This is a genomic window from Phytopseudomonas punonensis, assembly GCF_900142655.1.
In the GTDB taxonomy this organism is placed as follows: Bacteria; Pseudomonadota; Gammaproteobacteria; order Pseudomonadales; family Pseudomonadaceae; genus Aquipseudomonas; species Aquipseudomonas punonensis.
Genome location: NZ_FRBQ01000009.1, coordinates 12,930 through 39,348 on the forward strand (window position 1 = coordinate 12,930; position 26,419 = coordinate 39,348).

The window sequence follows — 26,419 nt, forward strand, 5'->3', positions numbered from 1 at the left end:
CGTGATCGGTCGGGGTTAGGAGAAGTTACTTGTTGATCACTGTTTTGCTGGTCATTGCCAGTCTGTCGTGTTTGCTGACCTGGTTGTTGAGGCGTTATGCGTTAGCTAGCAGCCTTATGGATATTCCCAACGCACGTAGTTCTCACTCGATACCGACCCCGCGCGGTGGTGGTGTGGCGATTGTGGTGTGCTTCGTTCTGGCAGTGCTTGGTTTGGCCCTGCTTGGCAAGGTCGACAGTGTTGTTGTGTTCGTCTTGGGTGGTGCCGGTGGACTGGTGGCCGTGATCGGCTTTCTTGACGACCATGGGCACATCGCCGCACGCTGGCGATTGCTTGGGCATTTCTCGGCCGCTGGCTGGGCGCTGTTTTGGCTGGGAGGGCTGCCGGCAGTCAGTCTATTCGGCACTCTGGTAGATCTTGGTTGGTTCGGCCATCTGTTGGCGGCTATATATCTTGTCTGGGTGCTCAACCTTTACAACTTCATGGACGGTATCGACGGTATCGCCAGTGTTGAGGCTATCTGCATCTGTATAGGGGGCGCACTGCTTTATGTTTGGCTCGGGGATGCTCATGGCTCATTGATGATCGTGTTGTCCCTGGCTGCTGCGGTACTTGGTTTCCTGATCTGGAACTTTCCACCAGCTCGTATTTTTATGGGCGATGCCGGTAGCGGCTTTCTAGGGATTACGCTCGGCGTGCTTTCCTTGCAAGCGGCCTGGGCTTCGCCGCAGCTGTTGTGGGCGTGGTTGATATTGCTCGGAGTATTCGTTGTCGACGCGACTTTCACATTGTTTCGGCGACTACTGCGCGGCGACCGCGTTTACGAGGCGCATAGAAGCCACGCCTACCAGTTCGCTTCACGCCATTATGGTCGTCATCTGCCTGTCACCTTGGTGGTGGGCGCGATCAATCTGTTCTGGCTGCTGCCAATTGCCCTTGTAGTCGGTTTCGGTATTCTGGACGGTACCATCGGATTACTGGTGGCTTACCTTCCACTGGTGTGGCTGGCCGCGAAGTTCAACGCTGGAGCTTTGGAGCTTAAATGAGCGAGAGCATATTGTTGATACTTGGCGCGGGCGGGCATGGGCGGGCCGTTGCCGAGGCAGCCCTGCTTTCTGGCCAGTGGCAATCAGTTCGCTTTCTGGATGACCGATGGCCTGAGTTGAGCGAGCTTTGCGGGATAGCTGTAGTTGGTAAACCCGACGATCTTGCGGCTAACGCCGGCATCGGTCGGGCAGCGATTGCCGCTGTGGGCAATAATACACTGCGCGAAAAATGGAGTCAGATGATTGAGGCGGCCGATGTACCGCTTGCGACGGTTGTTCACCCGCGGGCTTTCGTCAGCGCTGACGCCGAAGTCGGCCGTGGCGTCGCTGTAATGGCCATGGCAATGGTGGGAGTAGGTGCCATTATTGGACGTGGCGCTATCGTGAACGCCAATGCAACCGTTGACCATGATGCGATATTGGGCGCATTTGCTCATCTGGGGGTTGGCGTGCAGCTGGCCGGAGGAGTAAAAGTGGGGCGCAGGGCCTGGCTGCAGGCTGGTTGTAGCGCCGGTTATCATGTTGTAATCGAGGACGGAGCGCTGCTTTCGCCCGGAACAGTTTTGAAAAGTTGAACCGTACTGCAGATGTAAACAATCAGGACGATATTGGAATTACTTGTACTGTCCGGCTTACTTGGATATCGCTTTTTTAGGGATATGAGGTGTTGTTGTGCTGAAGTTTGCTGATCAACTGCGAGCGCAGTTGGTCTGTTTGCCCCGCCGCCAGAAACGGTTGGTACAGGTGGCCATGGATGTGGTACTCGTCTGGGTATCGCTTTGGCTGGCATTCTTGGTGCGCTTAGGGGATGTGGACAGGGTCTCACCCTTTGATGGGCATCTATGGTTGTTCCTATTGGCTCCACTGATTTCGATTCCGTTATTCATACGATTTGGCTTGTATCGAGCAGTGATGCGCTATCTCGGCAATGATGCGCTTATTGCTATCGCCAAAGCGGTTACGCTCTCGGCCTTGATTCTGGCACTTGCCGTATATCTATATCGCGACGCTCCTGCACTGATTCCACGTTCAATGGTGCTCAATTATTGGTGGCTGAGCATCATGTTGATCGGCGGCTTGCGCTTAGTGATGCGTCAATACTTCATGGGTGACTGGTTCTCTGCCGAACAGCCTTACAAGCTCAACAATCGTGAGGCTGGCTTGCCCGCCGTGGCTATTTACGGAGCCGGTTCTGCAGGTAACCAGTTGGCGGCTGCCTTGCGCATGGGCCGCATGATGCGCCCGGTTGCGTTTATCGATGACGACGCGAATATCGCCAATCGGATTATTGCCGGGTTGCGCGTGTATTCGCCACGGCACATTCAGCAGATGATCGATGACACGGGGGCTGCGGAGATCCTGATGGCGCTTCCGTCGGCATCACGGGTGCGTCGTCGTGAAATCCTCGAAGCGCTGGAGCAGTATCCGCTGCACGTGCGCACTGTTCCCGGATTCATGGATTTGGCCAGTGGCCGTGTCAAGGTGGAAGATGTTCAGGAGGTGGACATCGCCGACTTGCTCGGGCGTGATGCGGTACCGCCTCAGCGTGAGTTGTTCGAGCGCTGCATTCGCGGTCAGGTCGTTATGGTCACGGGGGCTGGCGGCTCTATTGGGTCCGAGCTGTGTCGGCAGATTCTCGGCTCGGGTCCCAAGACGTTGCTGCTGTTTGAGCACAGTGAATTCAATCTATATGCCATTCACAGTGAACTGGAGCAGCGAATTCGCCGTGAGTCGCTGGCTGTGCGACTGGTTCCTATCCTTGGCTCGGTGCGTAACCAGCAACGACAGGTCGAACTGTTGCGTGTTTGGGATGTGAATACCATTTACCACGCCGCCGCCTACAAGCACGTGCCCATGGTTGAGCACAACATTGCCGAGGGCGTGCTGAATAACGTGTTGGGGTCGCTGTATACAGCGCAGGCCGCGTTGAAAGCTGGTGTCGAGAACTTCGTACTGATCTCCACCGACAAGGCGGTGCGGCCTACCAATGTAATGGGCAGTACCAAGCGCCTGGCCGAGATGGTGCTGCAGGCGTTAAGTCGGGAAACCGCTCCCATACTGTTCGGTGACAAGGAAGGCGTGCATCAGGTCAACAAGACTCGCTTCACCATGGTTCGCTTTGGCAATGTTTTGGGTTCTTCAGGTTCGGTGATTCCGCGCTTTTATGAGCAAATTCGCAAGGGTGGGCCTGTGACGGTTACCCATCCGAATATCACGCGTTACTTCATGACCATTCCCGAGGCTGCACAACTGGTGATTCAGGCGGGCTCGATGGGGCAGGGCGGTGATGTGTTCGTGCTGGATATGGGGCAGCCGGTCAAGATTGCTGAACTGGCCGAGAGGATGATCAACCTCACAGGCTTGAGTGTCTGCTCCGATGACAATCCCAAGGGGGACATCTGCATCGAATACACGGGACTTCGCCCAGGCGAAAAGCTCTATGAGGAATTACTCATCGGAGAGAACGTAATCCCGACCGAGCATCCAATGATCATGCGCGCCAATGAAGAGCATCTACCTTGGGAGACGTTCAAGGGCGTTGTATCTCAGCTGCTGAACGCCGTGGAGCAGGACGATTATGATCGGGTGCGTCAGTTGCTGCGTGAAACAGTTTCAGGCTATGCGCCAGAGGGCGAAATCGTTGACTGGATGCATTTGCGCCGTTCGATTCGAAAACCTTCGGAATAAGTTAGCCGCTCTTATCTATCGGTATTGCAAAGATTTACCGCTAGTAGGACTTGGTTAAATGAAATTTAAAAATAATAAGGCGCCCACAAAGTATTTTGTAGGCGCCTTATGCCTCTCTTATTTATCTTCTTTTTCTCTATTTCCCACCAAGCTATCCACCGTCGGTACCCGCGTCTCCGGCTCCATTTGCGCATCATGTTCCAGCTGATGGCTGAAACGCTCCAGCGAGCCGTTTTCCGGCTGCGCATCGCTGGCGAATACTGGCGGGCTGAGCAGGTAGGCGCCGAGCAGGCGGGAGAGGGCGGCCAGGCTGTCGATATGGGTGCGTTCGTAGCCGTGGGTGGCGTCGCAGCCGAAGGCGATCAGTGCGGTGCGGATGTCGTGGCCAGCGGTGACGGCCGATTGGGCGTCGCTGTGGTAGTAGCGGAACAGGTCGCGGCGTACCGGGATTTCGTTTTCGCTGGACAGACGCAGTAACTGGCGGGACAGGTGATAGTCGTATGGGCCGCCCGAGTCGTGCATGGCCACGCTAACGGTGTGCTCGGTGGAGCGCTGGCCGTTGGCGACCGGTGCGATGTCGATACCGACGAATTCGCTGACGTCCCATGGCAACGCCGCGGCCGCGCCGGAGCCAACTTCCTCGGTAATAGTGAATAGCGGATGGCAGTCGATGGGCGGCTCCTGGCCACTTTCCACTACAGCCTTGAGCGCAGCGAGCAGGGCTGCGACACCGGCTTTGTCGTCAAGGTGGCGGGCACTGATATGGCCGCTTTCGGTGAACTCCGGCAGCGGGTCGAAGGCCACGAAGTCGCCAACTGATACGCCCAGGCTCTCGCAGTCGGCGCGGCTCGCTACTAGGGCATCTAGGCGCAGTTCGACGTGATCCCAGGAGATTGGCATCTGGTCGACTTCGGTGTTGAAGGCGTGTCCAGAGGCTAGCAGCGGCAGTACGCTGCCGCGAAATACACCGTTATCACTGAATACGCTGACCCGGCTGCCCTCGGCGAAGCGGCTGGACCAGCAGCCGATGGCGGTGAGGCACAGGCGGCCATTGTCTTTGATTTCGCGCACCATTGCGCCGATGGTGTCGAGATGCACCGAAACCGCTCGATCCGGGCTCTCGCGCCGACCTTTGAGGGTGCCGCGAATGGTGCCGCGGCGGGTCATTTCGAAGGGAATGCCGATTTCAGTGAGCCGTTCGGCGACGTAGCGCACGATGGTGTCTGTGAAACCGGTAGGGCTGGGAATGGCGAGCATCTCCAGCAGGACCTTTTGCATGTACTCGAGATCGGGTTCTGGAATTTGCGACATGGGCTCTCCATCTAGGACGGGGCGGGCCGCCGAGATGCGTCAGTCTCTGGTGAATGCGTTGACGCTTGTCGACGGACGGAAAAGTTGCGCTGTGTTACATCCTGACCTGTATTTGCTGCGAGGGTTTCAGGGTATGCCCGTATTCGGGCTGCTGGGCAGCATTTGACTGGTTTCGCGGGAGTGATCAGCTGTTCATACCTGCGCATGAGCGCGTCAGGGCGACGCTCCTACGCAGGTATGAGATATCTCGATGGCGCCAAAGCCCCGCAATGCGGGGCAAGCGCTGCCTGTGTTGCGATCAATCGCCGACGCCGTGGCTAAGCGGGAACAGCAGATCGATGAAGCGTTCGGCGGTCGGCTGCGGTTCGTGGTTGGCCAGGCCCGCGCGTTCGTTGGCTTCGATGAACACGTGTTCGGGTTGATCCGCGGCGGGGACCAGTAGGTCGAGACCGACTACCGGAATGTCCAGCGCGCGTGCGGCCTTTACCGCGGCTTCTGCCAGGACTGGATGCAGAATGCCGGTTACGTCTTCCAGAATACCGCCAGTGTGCAGATTCGCGGTCTTGCGCACGGCCATGCGTTTGCCCTGGGGCAGCACGCTGTCGTAATCGAAACCAGCCGCGTGCAAGGTGCGCAGGGTTTCGGCATCCTTGGGGATGCGGCTTTCGCCGCCAGTTGCTGCCTGGCGGCGGCGGCTTTGTGCGTCGATCAGCTCGCCAATGGTGTGGCGGCCATCGCCGAGGACTTCGGCAGGACGGCGAATCGCAGCGGCGACTACTTCGAAGCCGATCACCACGATGCGCAGATCAAAGCCTTCGTGGTAGCTCTCCAGTAATACGCGCTCGTCGAATGGGCGAGCGCGCTCGATAGCCGCCTGGACGTCGGCAGGCGTACGCAGGTCGACGGCGACGCCTTGGCCTTGCTCGCCATCCACGGGTTTGACCACCAGGCTACCGTGCTCAGCAAGAAACGCCGCATTCTCCTCAGCGCTGCCTGCCAGCCGTTGTGCCGGCAGGCTCAAGCCAGCGCGGCTCAGGGTGCGATGGGTCAGGCGCTTGTCCTGACACAGAGTCATGGTAACGGCGCTGGTCAGGTCAGTGAGTGATTCGCGGCAGCGGATGCGGCGGCCGCCCTGGCTGAGCGTAAACAGGCCGGCTTCGGCGTCGTCGATCTGCGCGTCGATGCCGCGACGACGGGCTTCGTCGACGATAATGCGTGCGTATGGATTAAGCTCGTCGTCCGGCCCAGGGCCGAGAAATAGGGTCTGATTGATACCGTTCTTGCGCTTGACGCTGAAGGTTTGCAGCTCACGGAAACCCAGCTTCGAATACAGCTTCTTGGCCTGATCGTTGTCGTGCAGCACTGACAGGTCGAGGTGGCTCAGGCCGCGGCTCATGAAGTGTTCAATCAGGTGGCGCACCAGCACTTCGCCCACGCCGGGGCGGCTGCAAGCCGGGTCTACAGCTAAGCACCAGAGGCTGCTACCGAGTTCCGGATCTTTGTAGGCCTTCTGGTGATTGAGGCCCATCACGCTGCCGATCACCGCGCCGCTGTCTTCGTCTTCTGCTAGCCAGTAGACGGGACCGCCCTGATGGCGAGGCGTTAGCTTTTGAGGATCCAGCGGCAGCATGCCGCGGCTCTGATACAGGCAATTAATGGCCTGCCAGTCGGTGTCGGTCTGCGCCCGGCGAACGCGGAAGCCACGAAAGCCTCGGCGTGCCTGGCGATAGTCGCTGAACCACAGGCGCAGGGTGTCCGATGGATCGAGAAACAGTTGCTGGGGCGCGTAGGACAGTACTTGGTGCGGTGCGGCGACATAAAGGGCGATATCACGTTCGCCGGGCTGCTCGCTGAGCAGTTCTTCAGCCAGCAAGGCGGCATCCGGGAACGTGTGACCGATCAGCAGCCGGCCCCAGCCGCAGTGGACGATTTGCGGTTGGCTGATACCGTCGCCGTGCTCCTCGGCAAACCGCGCCTGCAGGCGCTCGTAGGAGGGGGACTGGCCCCGCAGTAGACGTTGGTTGTGGGCAGTGGCTCGCATTGAAGAATGTTCCTTTGCTTTCGCATGGCCGGTTTTAGTCGGCTATCGGTTGACCTGTCTGTTATCCGCGGCGAGGCGGATGCGGCCATTCCAGTTGGGAGCGAGGGAGCCAAAGCTCCCTCGATTCATCGTTACAGGCCCTGTTCGCTCAACCACAGATTCAACGCGGCCATCTGCCAAAGCTTGGAGCCGCGCAGCGGGGTCAGCTGGCCTTGCGGATCGGTAAGCAGGCGGTCAAGCATCTGCGGGTTGAAGATGCCGCGATCATGAGCCGGGTCGACCAGCAGATCGCGCACCCAACCCAAGGTCGCACCTTCCAGATGCTTGAGGCCCGGCACCGGGAAGTAACCCTTTTTGCGATCGATCACTTCGGAAGGGATAACCTTGCGAGCTGCTTCCTTGAGCACGTACTTGCCGCCCTCTGGCAGTTTGTACTGGCCAGGGATACGCGCCGACAATTCGGCCAGGCGGTAATCCAGGAATGGCGTACGTGCTTCCAGGCCCCAGGCCATGGTCATGTTGTCGACCCGTTTGACCGGGTCATCGACCAGCATCACCGTACTGTCCAGACGCAGCGCTTTGTCTACCGCGGCGGTGGCACCCGGTTGGGCGAAATGTTGACGCACGAACTCGCCGGACACGTCGCCGGTCAGCCAGGCAGGCTGCACGCACGCGGCATATTCATCGTGCTCACGGTCGAAGAAAGCTTTGCGATAGGCCGCGAATGCATCGTCTGCGCCGTCGACCAGCGGGTACCAGTGGTAACCGGCGAACAGCTCATCGGCGCCCTGGCCGCTCTGCACCACTTTGCAGTGCTTGGCCACTTCGCGCGAAAGCAGGTAGAAGGCGATGCAGTCGTGGCTGACCATCGGCTCGCTCATGGCGCGGAAGGCAGCTGGCAGCTGGTCGAGAATCTCGTTCTCGCCGATGCGCAGTTGGTGATGCTGAGTGCCGAAGCGCTCCGCGATCAGATCCGAGTATTGGAATTCGTCGCCGCGCTCGCCGCCGGCATCCTGGAAGCCGATAGAGAAGGTCAGCAGGTTTTCGACACCGGCTTCACGTAGCAGGCCGACCAACATGCTGGAGTCCACACCACCGGAAAGCAGCACACCGACATCCACGGCGGCACGCTGGCGAATCGACACGGCTTCACGCATGCCGTCGAGGGTGGCATCGCGCCAGTCTTCGAAGGTGAAGTTGGCTTCATCGGCATTCGGGCCGAAGTTGAGGGTCCACCAGAGCTTCTGCTCGACTTTGCCATTGGTGTCGATACGCATCCAGGTGGCAGGCGGCAGCTTTTCCACACCGGCCAGAATGGTGCGTGGTGCCGGGACGACGGCATGGAAGTTCAGGTAGTGGTTCAGCGCGATGGGGTCGAGCGTCTTGCTGATATCGCCGCCTTGCAGCAGAGCCGGCAGGCTGGAGGCGAAACGCAGGCGATCCTTGGTCTTGGACAGATATAGCGGTTTCACGCCGAGGCGGTCGCGAGCGATAAACAGTTGCTCGCTGTCACGCTCCCAGATCGCGAAGGCGAACATGCCGTTGAGCTTCGGCAGCAGGTCGGCGCCCCAGGCGTGATAGCCCTTGAGCAGCACTTCGGTGTCACCACCCGAGAAAAAGCGGTAACCGAGTTGTTCAAGTTCGCCGCGCAGTTCGGGGTAGTTGTAGATGGCGCCGTTAAAAACCATCGACAGGCCGAGATCGTTATCGATCATCGGTTGGCCCGAGGCCTCGGCGAGATCCATGATCTTCAGCCGGCGGTGGCCAAAGGCGACAGGGCCGCGGCTGTGGAAGCCATGAGCATCCGGGCCGCGAGGGGCGAGGTGATGAGTGATGCGTTCAACGGCAGCCAGGTCGGCTGGTTTTTTATCGAATCGAAGTTCGCCTGCTATTCCGCACATAGTTTATAAAGCCCGCGTATTTCCTGGGCTCTGTTCCTCCTTAACGTCAGTCCGTACCAGTGTGTTCCGGTTCTGAGTTCCAGTGCGCTCCAGGGCGCACCGGAGTCGATCGAGCAATTACAAAGATGCTGCGCGCAACTGGCGGCGCAGCACGCTCGAGTTTTTTCGAGTCCCTAGGCGGCGTGAACGTTCAATAAAATGGCCTGAGGGTGGCCTTTGGGCTGCATGGTTCTGGCTTTGTGGAAAGGCTGCAATCGCTTCGCGGGCATGGCCCGCTCCCACACGGGGAACGCTGGCAGCCTAGGGAAGGTTCCGCCTGACAGCTATTTGGGGGAAAGGTCATAAGCCATGATGGGTTCACCCATCCAGTCTGGCTTTGCAAGGTCCACTATCGCTTCGCGCGCATGGCGCGCTCCCACAGTAGAGTGACTGCAACCCAGAGGAATGGTCGCTCGCTACCGGTTGTAGGAACGGGCCATGCCCGCGATTTGGCAGGCTGCTCCTTGCTGAGGGGGCGCCGTCTGCCACCAGCGCGCTATCTATTCAGCCTTTGCGGATCAGCTGGCGCAGCATGAAGCGATTGGGGTGGCAGCCTTCGGCGACATCTTTAGGGACGGGCAGCGGCTCGCCTTCCAGCCACGCGGCGATCAGCTCGCCTGACAGCGGTGCGGTGATCAACCCACGCGAGCCATGCCCGCTGTTGATGTACAGGCCTTCCTGCCACGAGCAGGGTGTCTGCGGCACTTGGCGTGCATCGCGAGCCAGAACGGCGTAGGCCTGGGCGAACTCGCCGGCGTCTGCCAGCGGCCCGATGATGGGTAGATAGTCCGGGCTGGTGCAACGAAAGGCAGCACGGCCTTGCAATGTTGCTGGATCCAGCGTGTCTGCCTGTAGGCGCTCGGCCAGATCGCCGGATATCTCTCTGAGCAAATCCAGATTGCTGGCATGTTCAGCGCTGCTGGGCGTGAGATCGGCGCTATCGAAATTGAAACTGGCGCCCAGGGTATGTTCGCCCTGGCGCACCGGCGCCACATAGCCTTCAGCGCAGACCACGGTGCTCAGTTCAGCGCTTGATGGCGAGGCGGGCAAGCGGCTGATCTGCCCGCGGATGCGTTTGAGTGACAGCTGTGCGCTTTGCTCGAAGCGCACTATATCCGCGGCGCCACACAGCACTACCACCTCGGCGTCGGCCAGAACTTGATCGCCATTCAGCGCCTGCCATCTGTGATCGACACGTCTTAGTAGCAAGGCCTCGCCATGGCACTGCAAGCGGATATTGGGGTGCTCGAGCAGGTGCGTGCAGAGGGCAGGTGGATGTACCCAGCCGGCATCGGGGTAAAACAAGCCGCCGCTTGCCAGGGCGATGCCTGCACGTTGCTCGGCCTGTTGGCGATCCAGGCTGGTCAGCAATTGCGGTGCGAAGGCGGCGGCAAGCTTGGCCTGGCGCTCGGCTTCGCGCTCGTCGAATGCCAGCTGCAGCACGCCGCAATCATCCCAGTCCTGGCCTTTATGCAAGCGCTCGAGTAGTCGGCGGGTGTAGCCAAAGCCATCGACGATCAGCCGCGACAGTGCCGTACCGTGGGCAGAAAGCTTGAGGTAGAGAACGCCCTGAGGGTTGCCTGAGGCTTCCTGGGCGGCTGCGCCATGGCGCTCCAGCACCGTGACCTGCCAGCCCCTTTTGGCCAGGCTGGCGGCAGTGGCGCAACCGGCGAGCCCGGCACCGATTACCAGGGCATTTCGCTGCGAGTGGCGTGCGCTCGGCCGAGCGAACCAGGGCTTGGTCTGCTGCGTTGCGGTTCCGGTGAAGGCTCCGCGCATGACTTCCCATTTTTTGCCGAGCCCCGGCACGCGTTTCATCGTGAAGCCGGCTTCGATAAGGGCGCGCCGTACATAGCCGGTAGAGGTAAAGGTGCCAAGCGTGGTGCCCGGAGCGCTCAGTCGCGCCAGTTGCGCGAACAGCTCCGGAGCCCACATTTCGGGATTTTTCGAAGGCGCGAATCCATCGAGAAACCAGGCGTCGATACGCGCATCGAGCTGCGGCAGCATGGTCAGCGCATCGCCGATCAGCAGCGTCAGCACCACGCGGCCGTCTTCAAAGACCAGCCGCTGAAAACCTGGGTTGATAGCGCGGTAGGCAGCAAGCAGTTGATCGCTGTAGCGCTGCAGCGAAGGCCACAGAGCAAGCGCGCGCCGCAGGTCCGTCTGGGTGAGCGGATGCTTTTCCGCGCTGACGAAATGCAGTCGTGCCCCAGCTGGCGCCAGCTGTTCGAAAAGCTCCCAGGCGCACAAGAAGTTCATACCGGTGCCGAACCCGGTTTCGCCGATGACCATCTGCTCGCCGCTTTGCAGTGCGGTGAAACGCTGTGGCAGATCGTTGTTGTTCAGGAACACGTAGCGCGTTTCGTCCAGGCCGTTTTCCCGGGAGAAATAGACATCGTCATACTGGCGTGACAGGGGGTGGCCCTGGTCATTCCAGTCGAGTTGGGCATGTTGATCGGCCATCGCGCGGTTCCGGAGCAGACAGGGCGGCGATTCTAGCAGGGCGATGATCGCCCTGTGGCACGCAGCATCACCTACGTGTTCTTTCGGGTGGCTTGCGCAGAACAGCCAACGGCCGCAGTCTTCGCAAACCGTTCAGGGAGAGGTGCATATGTTCGAGTCCGCCGAGATCGACCACGTCATTGACAAGGCCACCTTCGATGCCGAGGAGCAGGTACTGCGCGAGGCACTGCTCGACGTGCAGTACGCGCTGCGCGAGCAGGGTCGCCATGCGGTGATCATCCTCATCAACGGCATTGAGGGCGCAGGCAAGGGCGAGACGGTGAAACTGCTCAACGAGTGGATGGACCCGCGTCTTATTCAGGTCAGCACCTTCGACCAACAGACCGACGAGGAACTGGCCCGACCGGCCGCTTGGCGTTACTGGCGGCAGTTGCCACCCAAGGGGCGCATCGGCATCTTCTTCGGTAATTGGTACAGCCAGATGCTGCAAGGCCGGGTGCACGGTGACCTGAAAAAGGATCAACTCAACAGCGCCATCGAAGGCGCGCTGGGTCTCGAGCAGATGCTTTGCAACGAAGGCACGCTGATCTTCAAGTTCTGGTTTCATCTCTCTAAAAAACAGATGCTCACACGGCTCAAGACCCTACAGGACGACCCCATGCACAGCTGGCGCCTGAGCCCGCTGGACTGGCAGCAATCGAAGACCTACGACAAGTTCGTGCGCGCTGGCGAAGACGTGCTGCGGCGTACCAGCCGTGATTATTCGCCCTGGTATATCGTCGCCGGCGCCGACGCTAATTACCGCAGCCTGACGGTCGGGCGCATTCTGCTCGAAGGCTTGCAGGCCGCCTTGCGCAGCAGCGCAGAGCGGGCGCCATTACCACATGCCACGCCGCTGATGACGCGCACCGACCAACGCAGCCTGCTCGATAGCCTGGATATGAGTCTGAACCTCGCCAAGGCCGACTACCGTGAACAGCTGGCGCGCGAGCAGGCACGTCTGGCGCAGCTGATGCGTGATAAGCGCATGCGTCGCCACGCTTTGGTAGCGGTATTCGAGGGCAATGATGCGGCGGGCAAGGGTGGTGCGATTCGCCGCGTCGCTGCAGCGCTGGATCCGCGCCAGTACCGCATCGTGCCGGTCGCGGCGCCGACCGAAGAGGAGCGCGCTCAGCCGTACCTCTGGCGTTTCTGGCGACACGTTCCGGCGCGCGGCAAGTTCACCGTGTTCGACCGCTCCTGGTACGGCCGGGTGCTGGTCGAACGAGTCGAGGGCTTTTGTGCGCCCGAAGATTGGCTGCGTGCTTACGGCGAGATCAATGACTTCGAGGAACAGCTGAGCAATGCCGGCGTGGTGCTGGTGAAATTCTGGCTGGCTATCGACGAAGACACCCAGCTGCAGCGTTTTCGCGAGCGGGAGAGCAACCCGGTCAAGCGCTTCAAGATTACCGAGGAAGACTGGCGCAACCGAGAGAAATGGTCGCTGTATCGTGAGGCGGTTGGCGACATGGTCGACCGCACCAGTACCCGCCTTGCGCCGTGGACGCTGGTCGAGGCCAATGACAAGCAGTTCGCCCGGGTCAAGGTGCTGCGCACCATCAATGACGCGCTGGAAGCGGCGTTCGAGAGGGCCAGGCATTGATCTTTAGCAGGCGTAGGGTGGACGACGCTTCATCCGTCCACCGCTTTACAATCGCAATGGTGGATGAAAAAAGCGTCATCCACCCTACGTCTGGAGGCAGCGTTCGAAAAGGCCAGGCATTGATCTCTAGAGGCGATGTTCGCAGCCGCAGCGCTTACCCGCCCGGGTCGTTCTCGCGATTGCGGCTGTCCAGAATTGCCTGGGACTGCAGCATGCGATCGATATAGCGCGGAATATTGCGCTCGGCTTCGTCGCGGGAGAAGTAGGGGCCTTCCAGGGTTCCCTCACGGGTACTGAAGAAGAACCGACCGTTGATGGTGCTGACCCGCTCACTGCGGTAGTAGGTGGTCCGGCTGGTGTCTTGTGCGCGCTGGGTGGTTGCCATGGAGAGTGCCTCGGGTAGGCCAAGCTCCGTGAAGTGTAGCTTTGCGTTGCGAATTCGCAGGCATAACTGCACAGGTAGCTTTCAGCGGCGATCCGGCAGCGTCTTCTGTTTGAGAATGTACAGGCTGACCAGCACGGCGCTGGTGAGCATGAACAGGCGTGCCCAGATCAGCGGCACCAGCGCGCAGGAGATACCGATGCTCAGCCACATCAGGCCTATGGCGTAGACCTTGGCCTTGCGCGGTATGCCTTCGCCGTTGAGGTAATCGCGAATCCACGGGCCGAGCCGGGGGTGCTCGACCAGCCACAGATAAAAGCGCCGCGAACTACGCATGAAGCAGGCAGCGGCCAGCAGTAAGAATGGTGTGGTGGGCAGTACGGGCAGGAAAATACCGATCACACCCAGCGCGACGCTCAGCCAGCCGATTGCCAGCAGGCTGTAGCGCAACACCGGGTTGCGCGTTTCGAAGGGTTCGCGCGCCATGTCGATGGCGTCGCCATCAATGAGGGCGAGGTTTGAGCAGCGCCGGCTTTTCGTCAGGCGCGTTGCACAGCAGGAACAGCGCGGTCAGCAGTTCCGGGATCTGATCGACCATGCTATCGACCAAGTCGCGGTCGCGAGCGATTTCGGCGAACTCTGGCTGCTCGTCGAACAAGCCGGAGCCGACCATGATCGGCAGCAGCAGCTCGCTGACTTCGTCTTCGGCATCGTCGAACCACACGCTTTCGCGCAGGAACACGCCTTCCATGAAGCCGATGCACCAGCCGCGCAGATCGGAATCATCTGGTACTTCGCCCAGGTCCAGGTCGCACGGCACTTCCGGCTCATCGTCACTAGCCAGCTGGCGAGCGATGTGCGCCTGCAACTGGATCAGCGTGGCTTCGATATCGTCGCGCTCCTCGTCGCTGCGGTAGTGCGGCGGCTCGGAGAACAGGGCGTCGATCCACTCGCGTGGCTCGACTTTTTCCGGACAAATGGACAGGGCCGTCAGATAGCCATGGGCGGCGACATAGTCCAGAGCCTCTTCGTGCAGATCATCGGCATCGAGGAAGGCTTGCAGGCGGGACAGTTGCTCGGCGAAGGACATCAGTGGCTACCTTGGTGAAGTAAACGAGGCTGGATTCTAGCAGGCTGTTCGAAAACTATCTGCGTTGCCGTTGCTCCGTTGAACGTAGGTAAAGAATGATCATGTGCAACTTACACATGCGCGTTCTTACCTGTTATCGCCGGGCCACGATTGCGTTTTCCAATAGTCTGCAAGTGCAGACCGGCTCATCCAGCCAGAGTTGCAGCTAATAGAGACGGCGCCAAAGCCGCATCTGGCGGCGCAGGTGCGTATAATGCGCCGCTTGATTCGGAGACCCTACATGCTCGAGCAGGCGCAACGCATCCTCAAAGACGTATTCGGCTATGACAGCTTCCGGGGTCGCCAGGGCGCGATCATCGAGCGCGTGGCCAGCGGCGGCGATGCGCTGGTGCTGATGCCCACTGGCGGCGGCAAGTCGCTGTGCTTCCAGGTGCCGGCCTTGCTGCGCGATGGCCTGGCTGTGGTGGTTTCCCCGCTGATCGCGCTGATGGATGACCAGGTGGCAACCCTGGAAGAGCTCGGCGTGGCGGCGGTGGCACTCAATTCCACGCTGGAAGCCGACCAGCAGCGTGACATCGCCGAGCGTATTCGCCGCGGTGAGATCAAGATGCTCTATCTGGCGCCAGAGCGCCTGGTGCAGCCGCGCATGCTGGCGTTCCTGCAGCAGTTGCAGATCGCCTTGTTCGCCATCGATGAGGCGCACTGCGTATCGCAGTGGGGACATGATTTCCGCCCGGAATACCTGCAGCTTGGGCAGCTCGCCGAACTCTTCCCTGACGTGCCGCGCATTGCTCTGACCGCGACCGCTGATATGCGCACCCGCGAGGAAATCGTCAATCGCCTGCATTTGCAGGATGCCGAGCGTTTTCTCTCCAGCTTCGATCGGCCCAATATCTTCTACCGCATCGTGCCCAAGGAGCAGCCGCGCAAGCAGTTGCTGGCGTTTCTGGCTGCACGCAAGGGCGATGCCGGCATCGTTTATTGCCTGTCGCGCAAGAAGGTCGAGGAGGTCGCAGGCTTTCTAAGCGAGCAGGGTTTCCCGGCGCTGCCTTACCACGCCGGCCTGCCCTCCGAGCTGCGCGCCTATAACCAGAAGCGTTTCCTCAATGAGGAAGGCTTGATCATGGTGGCCACCATCGCGTTTGGCATGGGTATCGACAAACCCAACGTGCGTTTCGTCGCCCACCTGGACCTGCCGAAGTCGCTGGAAGCCTATTACCAGGAAACCGGTCGGGCAGGGCGCGATGGCCTGCCAGCTGATGCCTGGATGGCCTACGGCCTGCAGGACATGATTTTCCTCAAACAGATGCTCGCCAACTCTGAAGGCGACGAGCGCCACAAGCGGGTCGAGCAGCACAAGCTCGATGCGATGCTGGCGCTTTGCGAAGAAACCCGCTGCCGCCGTCAGGTGCTGCTGGCCTATTTCGACGAAGAGCTGCCGCAGCCGTGCGGGCATTGCGACAACTGCACCGACGGCGTGCAGACCTGGGACGCCACCGAGCCGGCCCGCCAGGCGCTGTCAGCTATCTACCGCAGCGGTCAGCGTTACGGCGTTGGCCATCTGGTGGATATTCTGTTGGGCCGCGATAACGAGAAGATGCGCAGCCTTGGTCATCAGCATCTGTCGGTATTCGGGGTTGGTGGCGCTTTCAGCGAAGGCGAATGGCGTTCGCTGTTTCGTCAGTTGGTTGCACGTGGCCTCGCGGATGTAGATCTTGAGGGCTATGGCGGCTTGCGGCTGTCGGATACCTGCCGGCCACTGCTGCGCGGTGAGGTGACTTTGCAACTGCGTCGCGACCTCAAGCCGCAACAGAGCGCCAAGGCCTCAGGCAGCGCCGCGCGGCAGCTGGTGCGCGGCGATGAGCGCGAGCAATGGGAAGCGCTACGCGCCCTGCGCAAACGCCTGGCCGAAGAGCATGCCGTGCCGCCGTACGTAATCTTTCCCGACGCCACGCTGTTGGAAATGCTGCGCAGCAAGCCAACCACGCTGGCGGAAATGGCCAAGGTCAGTGGCGTTGGCGCGCGCAAGCTGGAGCGCTACGGCGAGGCTTTCTTGGAAGTACTGGCCGGCAATGAGACACCGCCGCCGGTGGTCGATCTACGCCACGAGTTGGTCAGCCTGGCGCGCGCCGGCATGACGCCGGCGCAGATCGCCAGCCAACTGGGCTGTAGCCAGAAGAGCGCTTACAGCCTGCTGGCCGAGGCGATCGCCGAACAGCAGATTTCGCTGCAGCAGGCGCTCGATCTGCCAGAGGATCTGCTGGGCGAAATCCAAGACACTTTTCTTGATGGTGAAGGTGAGTTGCCATCGGTGGCGGAGATCGCTCCGCTGTTCGCCGGTCGCCTGGAAGAAGGCGTGCTGCATTGCGTGCGCGCTGCCCTGCAGGCGGAATTCGAGGCCTGATCAGGCGCGCGACGCAAGATTATCTTGTTGCGACTGGAATCTTGCTCTCCGTTAAAAGCTATGGTTAGCTCGCTAATTATTAGTTTTTGATAATTCCAAGAGTGACCTCAATGTCCCCATCCGAACCTCATCGTTTCGCCATGCAAGTGGCGCAATTGTCTCGCGCCTGGCGCGCAGAACTGGATCGACGCCTCGCCGGCCTGGGGCTTTCCCAGGCGCGCTGGCTGGTGCTGTTGCATATCGGTCGCTTCGCGGAGCTGCCCACCCAACGTGAGCTGGCGCAGAGCGTCGGGGTAGAAGGGCCGACTCTGGCTCGCTTGCTCGACAGCCTCGAAGCGCAAGGCCTGGTCGTGCGTCATGCGGTGCCGGAAGATCGCCGTGCCAAGAAGATCGCCCTGTGCCCGCCTGCCAAGCCGCTGATCGAGAAGATCGAGGCCATTTCGACGCAGCTGCGAGAGGAGCTGTTCGCTGGTATCGACCAGGAAGAGTTGCGCATTTGTCAGCAGGTTCACGCACGCATTCTGGGCAATCTGGAGCGGCGTTGATGCAGGACCTGTCTCTGCTGCAGAGACGTTACGGGCCGCGCTATCCGCAATATCTGCTAGTCGTGCTGATGCTCGGCAGCATGGCAATGATTCTGGCCTCGACCAGCGTTAACGTCGCGCTGCCGGCGATCATGGCGGACTTCGGCATCGGCCGGCCGCTTGCGCAGTGGCTGTCCACCGGATTTCTCGCCGCCATGACCTCAGGGCTGCTGCTGTCGGCCTGGGCGCAGGCACGCTTCGGCGCCAGGGCCACGGCGCAGACCGGCTTGGCGATATTTATCGTCACCTCATTGCTTGCCCTGACCGCCACCGCCGCTTGGCAGCTGATTACCTTGAGAGTTATCCAGGGCCTGTGTGCCGGTATCGTCCAGCCGCTGGCCATGGTGCTGATCTTTCAGGTGTTTGCCGGTGGTGGTCGCGGCGCTGCGCTAGGCGCCTACGGGCTCGGGGTGATGATCGCGCCGACGCTCGGGCCAACCATCGGTGGTTATCTGGTCGACGTGTTCGGTTGGTACGCAGTGTTCTGGCTGCCGTTACCCATGTGCCTGGCGGCCATGCTGGCGGGGCTGTTTCTGATGCCCAGCGCGCGCGAACGTAGTACACCGTTTCTCGATTTATGGGCGTTTACGCTACTGAATATCGGCCTGTTCGCTGCACTGGGCGCTCTTGCCGAGGCGCAGCGCTTTCCTTGGGGGCAGCCGCGTGTATGGGTAACGGGTTTGCTCGGCACTCTGGCCATATTGGGTTTTGCCTGGCGCAGCCGTTATAGCGCTCAGCCTCTGCTGCCATTGGCGCTGTGGCGGCATGCAGGGTTTCGCAAGGCCAGTTGGGTGGCGCTCACCCTGGGTATGGGGCTGTACGGCACGACCTACATCATTCCGTTGCACGTGCAGGCCATTGAAGGCTATAGCGCGGGCTGGGCGGGGCTGCTGCTGTTGCCTACCGGCATCGTGATGGGTGTCGCATCGTTTATGGGCGGGCGTCTGAGTGACCGTCTGTCGACTTCTGTCCTGCTAGTCGGCGGCTTGCTGGCACTTGCAGTGTCAGCTTTCGGCCTCGGTTGGCTGCAACCGGGCGCCTCTTTTCTGGTGTTGTGCTTCTGGGCATGCATCGGGCGCATCGGCTTGGGCGTGCTATTGCCGGCGCTCACCACTGGCGCACTAGATGCCCTGAATCGTGAGCAGATTGCCCATGGCGCGGGCGCAATCACCTTTGTACGTCAGCTCGGCGGGGCGTTTGGGGTGAACGTGCTGACCTTTTTTCTGGAGTGGCGTCATCGTCAGGAAGGCGGTGATTTTGCTGCCGAGGTGGTGGCCTTTCAGCAGAGCTTTTGGCTCATGGGCGCAGTGTTCGCGTTGACGATATTGGCAGCTTGGAATCTACGGCCGTCACAACGTTGACGTTGTTCACATTACTAGCCGTATTTCTGGCTTTTTGCGTATGATGGCCAAATGCTGAACCCGCGCCGAAATGGGTGCATTAGAAACTCGCAAGTCGTTGAATTTTAGCCATACTCACTATTCGGTGAAACAAGGAGCGTTTGCCGAGGCAGCGCTGTGCAACGCCGCACTTTGCAGAACACCCGGCCCGGTTCGAGCCGCTGCAATTGTTTTCGAGCGGAGTTATCGGGAGCTTTTATGACTCATGTTCGTCACTTACTAATCGGCCTCGCATCTGGGTCGGCGTTTTATTCTGGGCTGGCGCCAGCGCTGGGGCTGGGTGAAATCACCCTGCATTCGGCACTCAACCAGCCGCTGAACGCCGAAATCGCGTTGCTGGCGGTAGGGGACGACATGAGCGCCTCCGATATCAAGGTTGCGCTGGCACCGGCTGATGCGTTCAACCGCGCTGGTGTCGATCGTGTCTACTTCCTCAATGACCTGCGTTTCAGTCCGATGCTGCGTGGCGGCAAGAGCGTGGTGCGGGTGGTGTCCAACCAGCCGGTACGCGAACCCTATCTGAATTTCATCGTCGAGCTGAAACGTCCGGGCGGCCAGCTGCTGCGCGAGTACACGGTGTTGCTCGATCCGCCGTCTTCATCGTCTGCTTACAGCAGCCAGGCAGCATCGGTGGGCGATCAGCAGTTCACGTCCTACGCTCCGCCGCGCCGCACGCCGATTGCCAGTCGTGGCGAGCGTTACCAAGTCGCCAGCGGTGAGAGCCTGTGGACGATTGCTTCCAAACTGCGTGTCGATGGCGATAAGGCGTCGCTGCAGGATCTGATGCTCGATATTCATGCGCTCAACCCCGAGGCGTTCAGCAACGGCGACATCCATCGCCTGCGCGCTGGTGCTTCGCTGTTGCTACCAGACCATGCCCGGATTGCCGAGACTGCGCCGGCTAAACCTGCCGACTCCGCCGCGCCTGAGCGCCCTGCGGCACCGGCAGAAATCATCCCCGATACCGCGCCCCAGCAGCCTGCAGAGCCCCAGGTGGAAGTGCTCGCGCAGATTCGTCGGGTCGAGGAAGAAGTCGCCAACCGCACTGCCGAAAACCTGCAACTGCAGCAGGATCTGTTGGTGGTACAGAACCAGCTGAAAGACATGATGACGCGCATGGAAGTGCGCGATCAGCAGATCGCCCAGTTGCTCGAACAACTCGCCCAGCGACCCGCAGCCGCTGCGCCGGCCGAGGCTGCACCGCAAGTCAGCGCGCCGAGTGCCGCCCCGCAAGCTGCTCCGGCACCTGCAGCAGCTGCGGCCCAGCCGGCAGCGCCTGACGGTTTCTGGAACCTGTGGAATATGCTGCTGGCAGCCCTGCTGGGCTTGTTGGCGTTGCTGTTAGTGGTGTTCAAACGCAAGCGTAAACCGGACTCAGAGACCATTGGCGAGCCTGTGGTCGTAGTACCTCCGGTGGTTCAGGCACCCGTCTCGGAGGCCTTGGAGACTATCGTTGAGCCGCGCGCCGTCGAGGTACCTGTGGCACCGCCGGTGCGAGCCCCGGTGGCGGCACGTGCCGATACCAGCTCCACGGATCCATTGGACGCCGCCAATATTTACTTGGCCTATGGCCGCCTGGGCGAGGCCGTATCGGTTCTGCGCCAGGCGTCGCAGGCCAACCCACAGCGGCTGGATATCGGTTTCCGCCTGCTTGAAGTGCTGGCGCAGCAAGGCAATAACGTTGCCTTCGCCGAAGAAGAAGTACGGTTGCGTCAAGCTGGTTTTGATGGTGCTCGTCTTGATGCCCTCAAGGCGAGTTACCCGGCGTTGTTCGCCCAGCCTGTTGATGAGTTTGAGTCGCTCGGTCCACTGGAAGACTTGACTCTCGATCTGGATGAGATGCCGGCGGCAGCGCCTGTGCCCGCATCTCAGCACAAGTCTCAGGATGACGACTTCCAGCTCAACCTCGATGACCTGTCGCTCGATGCCGACTGGGATCTGGTCAACCCCTTTGAAAATTCGTCACGCAAGAAGCGCGCTGGCGCTGATGCCGGTGCACCAGTGGCCGCAGATGAACCGTCGACCGACATTTTCGGCCACGACGTCAACAGCCCATTCGCCGGCACCATGCTGGTCGAGGAAGAGGGGCCGCAGGAAGAGTGGCTGGAGCTGGACGATCTGCCAGCGGACCTGGCCGATGATGGCGACCGCTTCGTCACCAATCACGAGAACCTGACCAAGCTCAACTTGGCGATGGCCTATATCGAGCAGGACGATCTTGAAGCCGCGTGTGACATCCTCAACGAGGTGATCAATGAAGGCGACGAGGAAGAAAAACAGGAGGCTCGCGAGCTGCTTGCGCGTATCGCCTGATTCTTCCGGCAAGACACCAAGCGCGGCCCGGCCGCGCTTTTTCATGGTTGGTCTTAAATAGGGCCGTGGGCCGATTTGTCAGCGGAGTCTTTTCATGAGTCCCAGCAAAGCTGAAGTGACCATCACCTATTGCACTCAATGTCAGTGGCTGCTGCGCGCCGCCTGGCTGGCTCAGGAGCTGCTTTCCACGTTCGCCGATGACTTGGCCAGGGTCAGCCTGGAGCCCGCCAGCGGCGGCACGTTCCGTATCGAGTGCAATGGCGTGCAGATATGGGAGCGCAAGGCCGATGGCGGCTTCCCTGAAGCCAAGGAGCTCAAGCAGCGCGTCCGCGATCAGATCGATCCAGCTCGCGACCTGGGCCACAACGATCACCCAGCGGAACGCTGAATTCGGACGGTTTGGTGTTGCCGCTCAAGCCAGGCGCGCGCCATTGGGCAAGGGTTTGTCGAAGCCGGCAATCACGACCCTGCCATCGTTGTCGTAGACCCCCGTGACCAGCACTTCGGAGCGCACACCCGCGATACGTTTGGGCGCGAAATTGCACACGCACAACACCTGGCGCCCGATCAGTTCTTCAGCGCTGTAGTGGGCCGTGAGCTGAGCGCTCGACGTGCGGATCCCTAGCTCGCCGAGATCCACTTGCAGCACATAGGCCGGTTTAAGGGCCTTCTCGTTAGGCGCCGCGCTGATAAGGGTGCCGACGCGTAGTTCGACGCGCTCGAAGTCTTGCCACTCGATGATCTGCATGAAACGCCTCCTGTTTTGGCCGCACTTTAGCGGCGCCGAGCAGGCAGGGCTGTCGCGTGACTGGCGTTATTTATCGCAAGGCTGGCGCTCACGCAGCGCTTTGGGTGTTTCGCCGAAGTGGCGGGAGAGGGCAGCGGTAAACGCGCTCTGCGAGGTGTAGCCGACGCGCGCGGCAATGTCGCCGACGCTTAGGCGGCTGTTGTGCAGCAATTGGCGGCCTAGGCGCAGGCGTTTGTCACGCACGTAGGCCATGGGCGTCAGTCCCGTCTCGTCGAGAAAGCGATTGTGAAAGCGCGCGACGGAAAGCCCGGCAAAGCTGGCCAGGTCGGCCACCTGAATCGGGTGGGCGGCGTGTCTTTCGATATAGGCATTCAGCGCGCCTAACGGCAGGCCCAGAGTAGGGCGCGCATCGGTTTCCGCACTGAGGCTGGCCAGCAGCAGGATAGAGCCCTGACGAGCGACCAGCGGATCGTTGATCGGGCTGGCGGCAAGCCAGTTGACCAGACCGCTCTGGGTTACCGACAGCTCGACTTTCTGCGGCGCCTCCAGCAGACGCCGACTGGCATCGGCATGATTGCCCAGGTGGCGCTCCAGCCAGTCACCTGCCGGGACGTCGAACACCAGGCATTCGCTGCCGTTGCGGCTGTCGCAGGCATGCCGCGAGCCAGCGGGCACCACCGCCAGGGTCTGCCGGCTGATTCGGCTGCCGAAGCCATCGACCTCGAACTGCAAATGGCCGCTCAGGCCGAAAACCAGCTGGGCGTGATCGTGCTCGTGGCAGACGATGTCCTGATGGTAGTGGCGTACTGACAAGAGCGTTGGCATGGCTAGAATCCCCGACCGGTCGCGCCAGTCTACTCCGTGAAACGGTTTTCTGGCTGCGTTGGCGAGTGGGAATCGGCGAAAGCACTGAGTTCAGCGTGGTATGGCAGTGCCGTAGTCATCGAATTGCCACGCCGCGGTCACATTGATTTCATTGCGCTCGCGCAAGCTCGGCGAAAATCTGCCGGAGACTGCCCGATGAGCATCGAACCCCTGGAAAGGCCGAGCCGCAAGAAACATGTGCGCACGTTATGGATTTCTGATGTGCACCTGGGCACGCGCGACAGCCAGGCCGAGCATCTGGCGGCGTTTCTCAAGCACTACCAGGCCGAACGCATCTACCTGGTGGGCGACATCATCGATGGCTGGAAACTGCGCAGCGGTATCTACTGGCCGCAAGCGCACACCAACGTTATCCGCCGCTTGCTGACCATGAGCAAGCGCGGTACCGAGGTGATCTACGTCACCGGTAACCACGACGAATTTCTGCGCCGCTATTCGAAGCTGCTGCTCGGCAATATCCAATTGGTCGACGAGGCCGAGCATGTGACTGCCGATGGTCGACGGCTACTAGTTATCCATGGTGATCAGTTCGATGTGATTACTCGCTATCACCGCTGGCTGGCCTTTCTCGGCGACTCGGCCTACACCGTCACGCTGGTGCTCAATCGCTGGCTCAACCACTGGCGGCGTCGCTACGGTTATGGTTACTGGTCGCTGTCCGCCTACCTCAAGCACAAGGTCAAGAGTGCGGTGAACTTCATCAGCGACTTCGAGGAAGCTATCACTCACGAGTGTGCGCGCCGCGGCTTCAATGGCGTGGTGTGCGGACACATTCACCATGCCGAAATCCGCAAGCTGGGCGAGGTCGAGTACCTCAACTGCGGCGATTGGGTCGAGTCCTGCACCGCGCTGATCGAGCACCCGGATGGTCGTATCGAGCTCTACCGTCTGGCCGAGGAGCAGCAACGGCTCGCGCAGCTGCAAGCCGACAAGATTGCGGTCATCGAGCCGGCGGCATGAGGCTGCTGATCGTCAGCGATGCCTGGGCGCCGCAGGTCAATGGTGTGGTTACCAGCCTGCTGGCGCTGGTCGGCGAGCTGCGTGACATGGGCCATCAGGTCGAGGTGCTTTCGCCACAATCCTTTCGCTGCATCCCGTGCCCGAGCTACCCGGAAATTCCCCTGGCGTGGAATCTCTGGCGCGTCGGCCCGGCCATCGAGGCCTTTGCGCCCGACTGCGTGCACTTGGCGACTGAAGGGCCGTTGGGCTGGGCCGCCAGACGCTGGCTGCTGCGTCGCGGCTTGGCATTTTCAAGTGCGGTGCATACGCGCTTTCCTGAGTACCTGAGGGCACGCTATCCCTGGCTCGGGCTCGGTGTGGGCTATACCTGCCTGCGACTGTTTCATCGCCCCAGCCAGGCCGTTTTGGTTAGCACTGAGCGCTTGCGCAATGGGCTGGCGGAGTGTGGTTTGCAGCGCCTGACACTTTGGCGCAAAGGGGTAGATACGAGGCTGTTTAGGCCAGAACAAACCGTTCCCGTGCCGGTGAGTGCGGTGTTTCTCTACGTCGGGCGCCTTGCGCCGGAGAAGAACCTGCAAGCGTTTCTCGATTTGCAACTGCCGGGTGAGAAATGGGTGGTCGGCGACGGCCCGCATCGGCAGTTGCTCGAGCAGGTTTATCCGCAGGTGAAGTTCTTTGGTTACCAGCATGGCGAGGCGCTTGCCGATTTCTACCGGCGCGCCAGCGTGCTGGTGTTTCCTTCACTTACCGATACCTACGGCCTGGTGATGCTCGAGGCTCAGGCCTGCGGCACGCCAGTGGCGGCTTTCGCCGTACCAGGGCCATTGGATGTGGTGGTGCCAGGCGTCACGGGTGTGCTCGGCAACGATCTGCGCCAGGCCTGTCTGGCGGCGCTGGAACTGGATCGTGAGCAGTGCGCGCAAGAGGCTGGAAGACAGTCGTGGCGGGCGTCGGCTGTCGAGTTTCTGACCAGTCAGCCACTGCTCAGTGGTGCGCCGCTGAACGGCAACTTAGCCGTCGTACGCAGCTGCTGAGTGAGCGGCAGGAGTCACATGATGATCTTGTCGCGCAGCTTCTCGGCAGCTTGCTCCAGTGCCTCGATGACTCGATCCTTGTCGAAGTTCTGGATGCCGTTGGTGTCCAGGTACATGGAGAAGCCGGGCAGCTCATGCTCCATATAACTTGAAGTGGCCCCCAGGTCGCGGCGGAAATCCACCACCTGATAGATCTGCACCGGGCGGGTGAAACCCTTGACGTTGATCTGGCCCTTGTCGCGGCACATGATCACGTCCTTGATCAGCGAGTAGGTCTCGTGGGAGATCAGAATCTCGCCCGCTTCGGCGGCGCTTTCCAGGCGGCTCGCCAGGTTCACGTCGCGACCGATGATGGTGTAGTCCATGCGCGTATCGGCGCCGAAGTTGCCCACAGTGCAGTAGCCGGTATTGAGGCCCATGCGGATCTCCAGCGGCTTGGTGATGCCCTGGGCGCGCCAGTGCTGACGCAGCACCTTCATGTGCTTGCGCATGGCGATGGCCATCGACACCGCGGCCATGGCGTCCTTCTTGGCGCCCTGGCTGCTCGGATCGCCGAAGAACACCATCACGCTGTCGCCGATGAACTTATCGATGGTGCCGCCGAACTTCATGCAGATCTTCGACATCTCGTTGAGATAGGTATTGAGCAGGTCAGTCAGCGCCTCCGCTTCGAGCTCTTCGGACAGCTCGGTGAAGCCGCGGATATCGGAGAAGAACACGGTAAGTTTCTTGCGCTGGGTTTCCAGGCGCACGTGCTTTTTGCCGCTGAAGATCGACTCCCACACCTGGGGCGACAGGTACTTGGCCAGGTTGCGGGCCAGGCGCGCGGCCTTTTCCTGTTCGCCCTTGATCTGATGGCGTACCTGGGCGAGGCGAATGCCCTGTTGGTGCACGAAGTAGGCGGTGATGCAGATGTACATGATGGTGAAACCGATGCTCACTAGCGCCACCAGCGCCGGTGTTTCGGGCGCCACATGCAGTTCGGTGAGCGAGGCGGTCAGCAGCGTGCCGCTGAACGCGACCAGCAGCGCCAGGCCCATGTCGCGCAGACCGCCGACGATCAATGTGCTGAAACTGAGGATCAGCAGGCACATCAGGCTGGGTACCACCGAGAAGCTCAGCAATGCCGCCGCCGCGCCGCAATGCAGGGCATCGACGAACAACAGCGTCAGCAGCGTGCGGTGCTTGTGCTCGTCGCGAAAGCGCTTGCTCAGCCAATGCGCAAGGTGCGGGTAGAGCAGCGCATAGGGCACGATCCACAGCAGGCCGTGGCTGAACACCTGCTCATAGGTGCCAGCAGCGACGCTTGCCGCCACGGCAAGGTAGGCCAGCACCCGCGAGTAATACTCGCGGGTGAGCAGTGACGGCAAGCCGTTGGGTACGATTGGAAGAGTGGTATTCATGTGCTGACGGCGAGCCCTGCTGAAAGTCCGACTGCATTACCGAGCGCCAGGCTGCAAACGGCGTGCGGACGGGGCCAGCGGAAAA

The 26,419-nt window shown here is 60.8% G+C and carries 21 protein-coding genes; 11 read left to right on the forward strand and 10 right to left on the reverse strand.

What is annotated here, in order from left to right:
* Positions 1-35 precede the first annotated feature (35 nt).
* The 3 genes from BUC40_RS18425 to BUC40_RS18435 all read left to right on the forward strand — a co-directional run bounded on the left by BUC40_RS18425 (position 36) and on the right by BUC40_RS18435 (position 3,734).
* Entirely contained in the window at positions 36-1,046 is a 1,011-nt protein-coding gene (locus tag BUC40_RS18425) for an MraY family glycosyltransferase (protein WP_073267822.1), read from the forward strand.
* Entirely contained in the window at positions 1,043-1,621 is a 579-nt protein-coding gene (locus BUC40_RS18430) for an acetyltransferase (protein ID WP_073267643.1), read from the forward strand. Before BUC40_RS18425 ends, BUC40_RS18430 begins: the two co-directional genes overlap by 4 nt.
* A 175-nt stretch (positions 1,622-1,796) precedes the next feature.
* Complete coding sequence (locus BUC40_RS18435) at positions 1,797-3,734, forward strand: polysaccharide biosynthesis protein (RefSeq protein ID WP_083593632.1); 1,938 nt, start codon at positions 1,797-1,799, stop codon at positions 3,732-3,734.
* A gap of 117 nt (positions 3,735-3,851) precedes the next feature.
* Here BUC40_RS18435 and BUC40_RS18440 read toward each other — a convergent pair whose 3' ends face one another.
* The 4 genes from BUC40_RS18440 to mnmC form a co-directional block, all read right to left on the reverse strand.
* Entirely contained in the window at positions 3,852-5,045 is a 1,194-nt protein-coding gene (locus BUC40_RS18440; RefSeq protein WP_073267645.1) for an osmoprotectant NAGGN system M42 family peptidase, read from the reverse strand.
* A gap of 298 nt (positions 5,046-5,343) precedes the next feature.
* The gene (gene ngg, locus BUC40_RS18445; RefSeq protein WP_073267646.1) at positions 5,344-7,086 is read right to left on the reverse strand and encodes an N-acetylglutaminylglutamine synthetase; all 1,743 of its coding nucleotides are present in this window, start codon (positions 7,084-7,086) and stop codon (positions 5,344-5,346) included.
* A 131-nt stretch (positions 7,087-7,217) separates the two neighbouring features.
* Positions 7,218-8,987 carry an N-acetylglutaminylglutamine amidotransferase gene (locus tag BUC40_RS18450; RefSeq protein WP_073267647.1) on the reverse strand — a complete coding sequence of 590 codons (1,770 nt, stop codon included), beginning with the start codon at positions 8,985-8,987 and terminating at the stop codon, positions 7,218-7,220.
* A 543-nt stretch (positions 8,988-9,530) separates the two neighbouring features.
* On the reverse strand, positions 9,531-11,489 hold the full coding sequence (gene mnmC, locus BUC40_RS18455) for a bifunctional tRNA (5-methylaminomethyl-2-thiouridine)(34)-methyltransferase MnmC2/FAD-dependent 5-carboxymethylaminomethyl-2-thiouridine(34) oxidoreductase MnmC1 (protein ID WP_073267648.1): 1,959 nt from the start codon (positions 11,487-11,489) through the stop codon (positions 9,531-9,533).
* A gap of 148 nt (positions 11,490-11,637) precedes the next feature.
* Here mnmC and pap point away from each other — a divergent pair, with 148 nt between their 5' ends.
* Positions 11,638-13,131, forward strand: a complete 1,494-nt coding sequence (gene pap, locus BUC40_RS18460; protein WP_073267649.1) for a polyphosphate:AMP phosphotransferase — start codon at positions 11,638-11,640, stop codon at positions 13,129-13,131.
* A 154-nt stretch (positions 13,132-13,285) separates the two neighbouring features.
* Here the strand turns inward: pap and BUC40_RS18465 are convergent, their stop codons facing one another.
* The 3 genes from BUC40_RS18465 to BUC40_RS18475 all read right to left on the reverse strand — a co-directional run bounded on the left by BUC40_RS18465 (position 13,286) and on the right by BUC40_RS18475 (position 14,603).
* On the reverse strand, positions 13,286-13,516 hold the full coding sequence (locus BUC40_RS18465; RefSeq protein WP_073267650.1) for a DUF6316 family protein: 231 nt from the start codon (positions 13,514-13,516) through the stop codon (positions 13,286-13,288).
* A gap of 81 nt (positions 13,517-13,597) precedes the next feature.
* The gene (locus BUC40_RS18470; RefSeq protein WP_073267651.1) at positions 13,598-13,999 is read right to left on the reverse strand and encodes a YbaN family protein; all 402 of its coding nucleotides are present in this window, start codon (positions 13,997-13,999) and stop codon (positions 13,598-13,600) included.
* Positions 14,000-14,015: 16 nt separating this feature from the next.
* Positions 14,016-14,603, reverse strand: coding sequence for a UPF0149 family protein (locus BUC40_RS18475; protein ID WP_073267652.1), 588 nt, complete (start codon positions 14,601-14,603; stop codon positions 14,016-14,018).
* A gap of 280 nt (positions 14,604-14,883) precedes the next feature.
* Here BUC40_RS18475 and recQ point away from each other — a divergent pair, with 280 nt between their 5' ends.
* From recQ to BUC40_RS18500, 5 genes are all read left to right on the forward strand, one after another.
* Positions 14,884-17,007 carry a DNA helicase RecQ gene (gene recQ, locus BUC40_RS18480; protein WP_073267653.1) on the forward strand — a complete coding sequence of 708 codons (2,124 nt, stop codon included), beginning with the start codon at positions 14,884-14,886 and terminating at the stop codon, positions 17,005-17,007.
* A 110-nt stretch (positions 17,008-17,117) separates the two neighbouring features.
* Positions 17,118-17,552, forward strand: coding sequence for a MarR family transcriptional regulator (locus BUC40_RS18485; protein ID WP_073267654.1), 435 nt, complete (start codon positions 17,118-17,120; stop codon positions 17,550-17,552).
* Positions 17,552-18,952 (forward strand): DHA2 family efflux MFS transporter permease subunit, encoded by a 1,401-nt coding sequence (locus BUC40_RS18490; protein ID WP_073267655.1) that lies wholly within the window; start codon positions 17,552-17,554, stop codon positions 18,950-18,952. Before BUC40_RS18485 ends, BUC40_RS18490 begins: the two co-directional genes overlap by 1 nt.
* Before the next feature lie 237 nt (positions 18,953-19,189).
* Positions 19,190-21,304: a motility hub landmark protein FimV gene (locus tag BUC40_RS18495; RefSeq protein ID WP_244160669.1), complete on the forward strand. Its 2,115-nt coding sequence runs from the start codon at positions 19,190-19,192 to the stop codon at positions 21,302-21,304.
* Positions 21,305-21,398: 94 nt separating this feature from the next.
* The gene (locus BUC40_RS18500) at positions 21,399-21,692 is read left to right on the forward strand and encodes an Rdx family protein (RefSeq protein ID WP_073267656.1); all 294 of its coding nucleotides are present in this window, start codon (positions 21,399-21,401) and stop codon (positions 21,690-21,692) included.
* A gap of 24 nt (positions 21,693-21,716) precedes the next feature.
* On the opposite strand, the gene BUC40_RS18505 is transcribed toward BUC40_RS18500, so the two are convergent.
* Positions 21,717-22,052 (reverse strand): tRNA-binding protein, encoded by a 336-nt coding sequence (locus tag BUC40_RS18505; RefSeq protein ID WP_073267657.1) that lies wholly within the window; start codon positions 22,050-22,052, stop codon positions 21,717-21,719.
* A 66-nt stretch (positions 22,053-22,118) separates the two neighbouring features.
* Positions 22,119-22,877: an AraC family transcriptional regulator gene (locus BUC40_RS18510; protein WP_073267658.1), complete on the reverse strand. Its 759-nt coding sequence runs from the start codon at positions 22,875-22,877 to the stop codon at positions 22,119-22,121.
* Between the two features lie 195 nt (positions 22,878-23,072).
* On the opposite strand from BUC40_RS18510, the gene BUC40_RS18515 reads away from it, so the two are divergent.
* Together BUC40_RS18515 and BUC40_RS18520 are read left to right on the forward strand one after the other, a co-directional pair.
* The gene (locus BUC40_RS18515; RefSeq protein ID WP_073267659.1) at positions 23,073-23,897 is read left to right on the forward strand and encodes a UDP-2,3-diacylglucosamine diphosphatase; all 825 of its coding nucleotides are present in this window, start codon (positions 23,073-23,075) and stop codon (positions 23,895-23,897) included.
* Positions 23,894-24,931, forward strand: coding sequence for a glycosyltransferase family 4 protein (locus tag BUC40_RS18520; RefSeq protein WP_073267660.1), 1,038 nt, complete (start codon positions 23,894-23,896; stop codon positions 24,929-24,931). Before BUC40_RS18515 ends, BUC40_RS18520 begins: the two co-directional genes overlap by 4 nt.
* 14 nt (positions 24,932-24,945) lie before the next feature.
* Here the strand turns inward: BUC40_RS18520 and BUC40_RS18525 are convergent, their stop codons facing one another.
* On the reverse strand, positions 24,946-26,334 hold the full coding sequence (locus BUC40_RS18525) for an adenylate/guanylate cyclase domain-containing protein (RefSeq protein WP_073267661.1): 1,389 nt from the start codon (positions 26,332-26,334) through the stop codon (positions 24,946-24,948).
* Positions 26,335-26,419 lie beyond the last annotated feature (85 nt).

Excerpts from the sequence above, each read along its gene's own strand:
- mnmC (WP_073267648.1), bottom strand. The coding sequence starts at position 11,489 with ATGGCCGATCAACATGCCCAACTCGACTGGAATGACCAGGGCCACCCC.
- BUC40_RS18440 (WP_073267645.1), bottom strand. The coding sequence starts at position 5,045 with ATGTCGCAAATTCCAGAACCCGATCTCGAGTACATGCAAAAGGTCCTG.
- BUC40_RS18475 (WP_073267652.1), bottom strand. The coding sequence starts at position 14,603 with ATGTCCTTCGCCGAGCAACTGTCCCGCCTGCAAGCCTTCCTCGATGCC.
- pap (WP_073267649.1), top strand. The coding sequence starts at position 11,638 with ATGTTCGAGTCCGCCGAGATCGACCACGTCATTGACAAGGCCACCTTC.
- BUC40_RS18490 (WP_073267655.1), top strand. The coding sequence starts at position 17,552 with ATGCAGGACCTGTCTCTGCTGCAGAGACGTTACGGGCCGCGCTATCCG.
- BUC40_RS18505 (WP_073267657.1), bottom strand. The coding sequence starts at position 22,052 with ATGCAGATCATCGAGTGGCAAGACTTCGAGCGCGTCGAACTACGCGTC.
- BUC40_RS18495 (WP_244160669.1), top strand. The coding sequence starts at position 19,190 with ATGACTCATGTTCGTCACTTACTAATCGGCCTCGCATCTGGGTCGGCG.
- BUC40_RS18510 (WP_073267658.1), bottom strand. The coding sequence starts at position 22,877 with ATGCCAACGCTCTTGTCAGTACGCCACTACCATCAGGACATCGTCTGC.
- BUC40_RS18430 (WP_073267643.1), top strand. The coding sequence starts at position 1,043 with ATGAGCGAGAGCATATTGTTGATACTTGGCGCGGGCGGGCATGGGCGG.
- BUC40_RS18515 (WP_073267659.1), top strand. The coding sequence starts at position 23,073 with ATGAGCATCGAACCCCTGGAAAGGCCGAGCCGCAAGAAACATGTGCGC.
- BUC40_RS18525 (WP_073267661.1), bottom strand. The coding sequence starts at position 26,334 with ATGAATACCACTCTTCCAATCGTACCCAACGGCTTGCCGTCACTGCTC.
- recQ (WP_073267653.1), top strand. The coding sequence starts at position 14,884 with ATGCTCGAGCAGGCGCAACGCATCCTCAAAGACGTATTCGGCTATGAC.
- ngg (WP_073267646.1), bottom strand. The coding sequence starts at position 7,086 with ATGCGAGCCACTGCCCACAACCAACGTCTACTGCGGGGCCAGTCCCCC.
- BUC40_RS18485 (WP_073267654.1), top strand. The coding sequence starts at position 17,118 with ATGTCCCCATCCGAACCTCATCGTTTCGCCATGCAAGTGGCGCAATTG.
- BUC40_RS18450 (WP_073267647.1), bottom strand. The coding sequence starts at position 8,987 with ATGTGCGGAATAGCAGGCGAACTTCGATTCGATAAAAAACCAGCCGAC.
- BUC40_RS18465 (WP_073267650.1), bottom strand. The coding sequence starts at position 13,516 with ATGGCAACCACCCAGCGCGCACAAGACACCAGCCGGACCACCTACTAC.
- BUC40_RS18500 (WP_073267656.1), top strand. The coding sequence starts at position 21,399 with ATGAGTCCCAGCAAAGCTGAAGTGACCATCACCTATTGCACTCAATGT.
- BUC40_RS18435 (WP_083593632.1), top strand. The coding sequence starts at position 1,797 with ATGGATGTGGTACTCGTCTGGGTATCGCTTTGGCTGGCATTCTTGGTG.
- BUC40_RS18470 (WP_073267651.1), bottom strand. The coding sequence starts at position 13,999 with ATGGCGCGCGAACCCTTCGAAACGCGCAACCCGGTGTTGCGCTACAGC.
- BUC40_RS18520 (WP_073267660.1), top strand. The coding sequence starts at position 23,894 with ATGAGGCTGCTGATCGTCAGCGATGCCTGGGCGCCGCAGGTCAATGGT.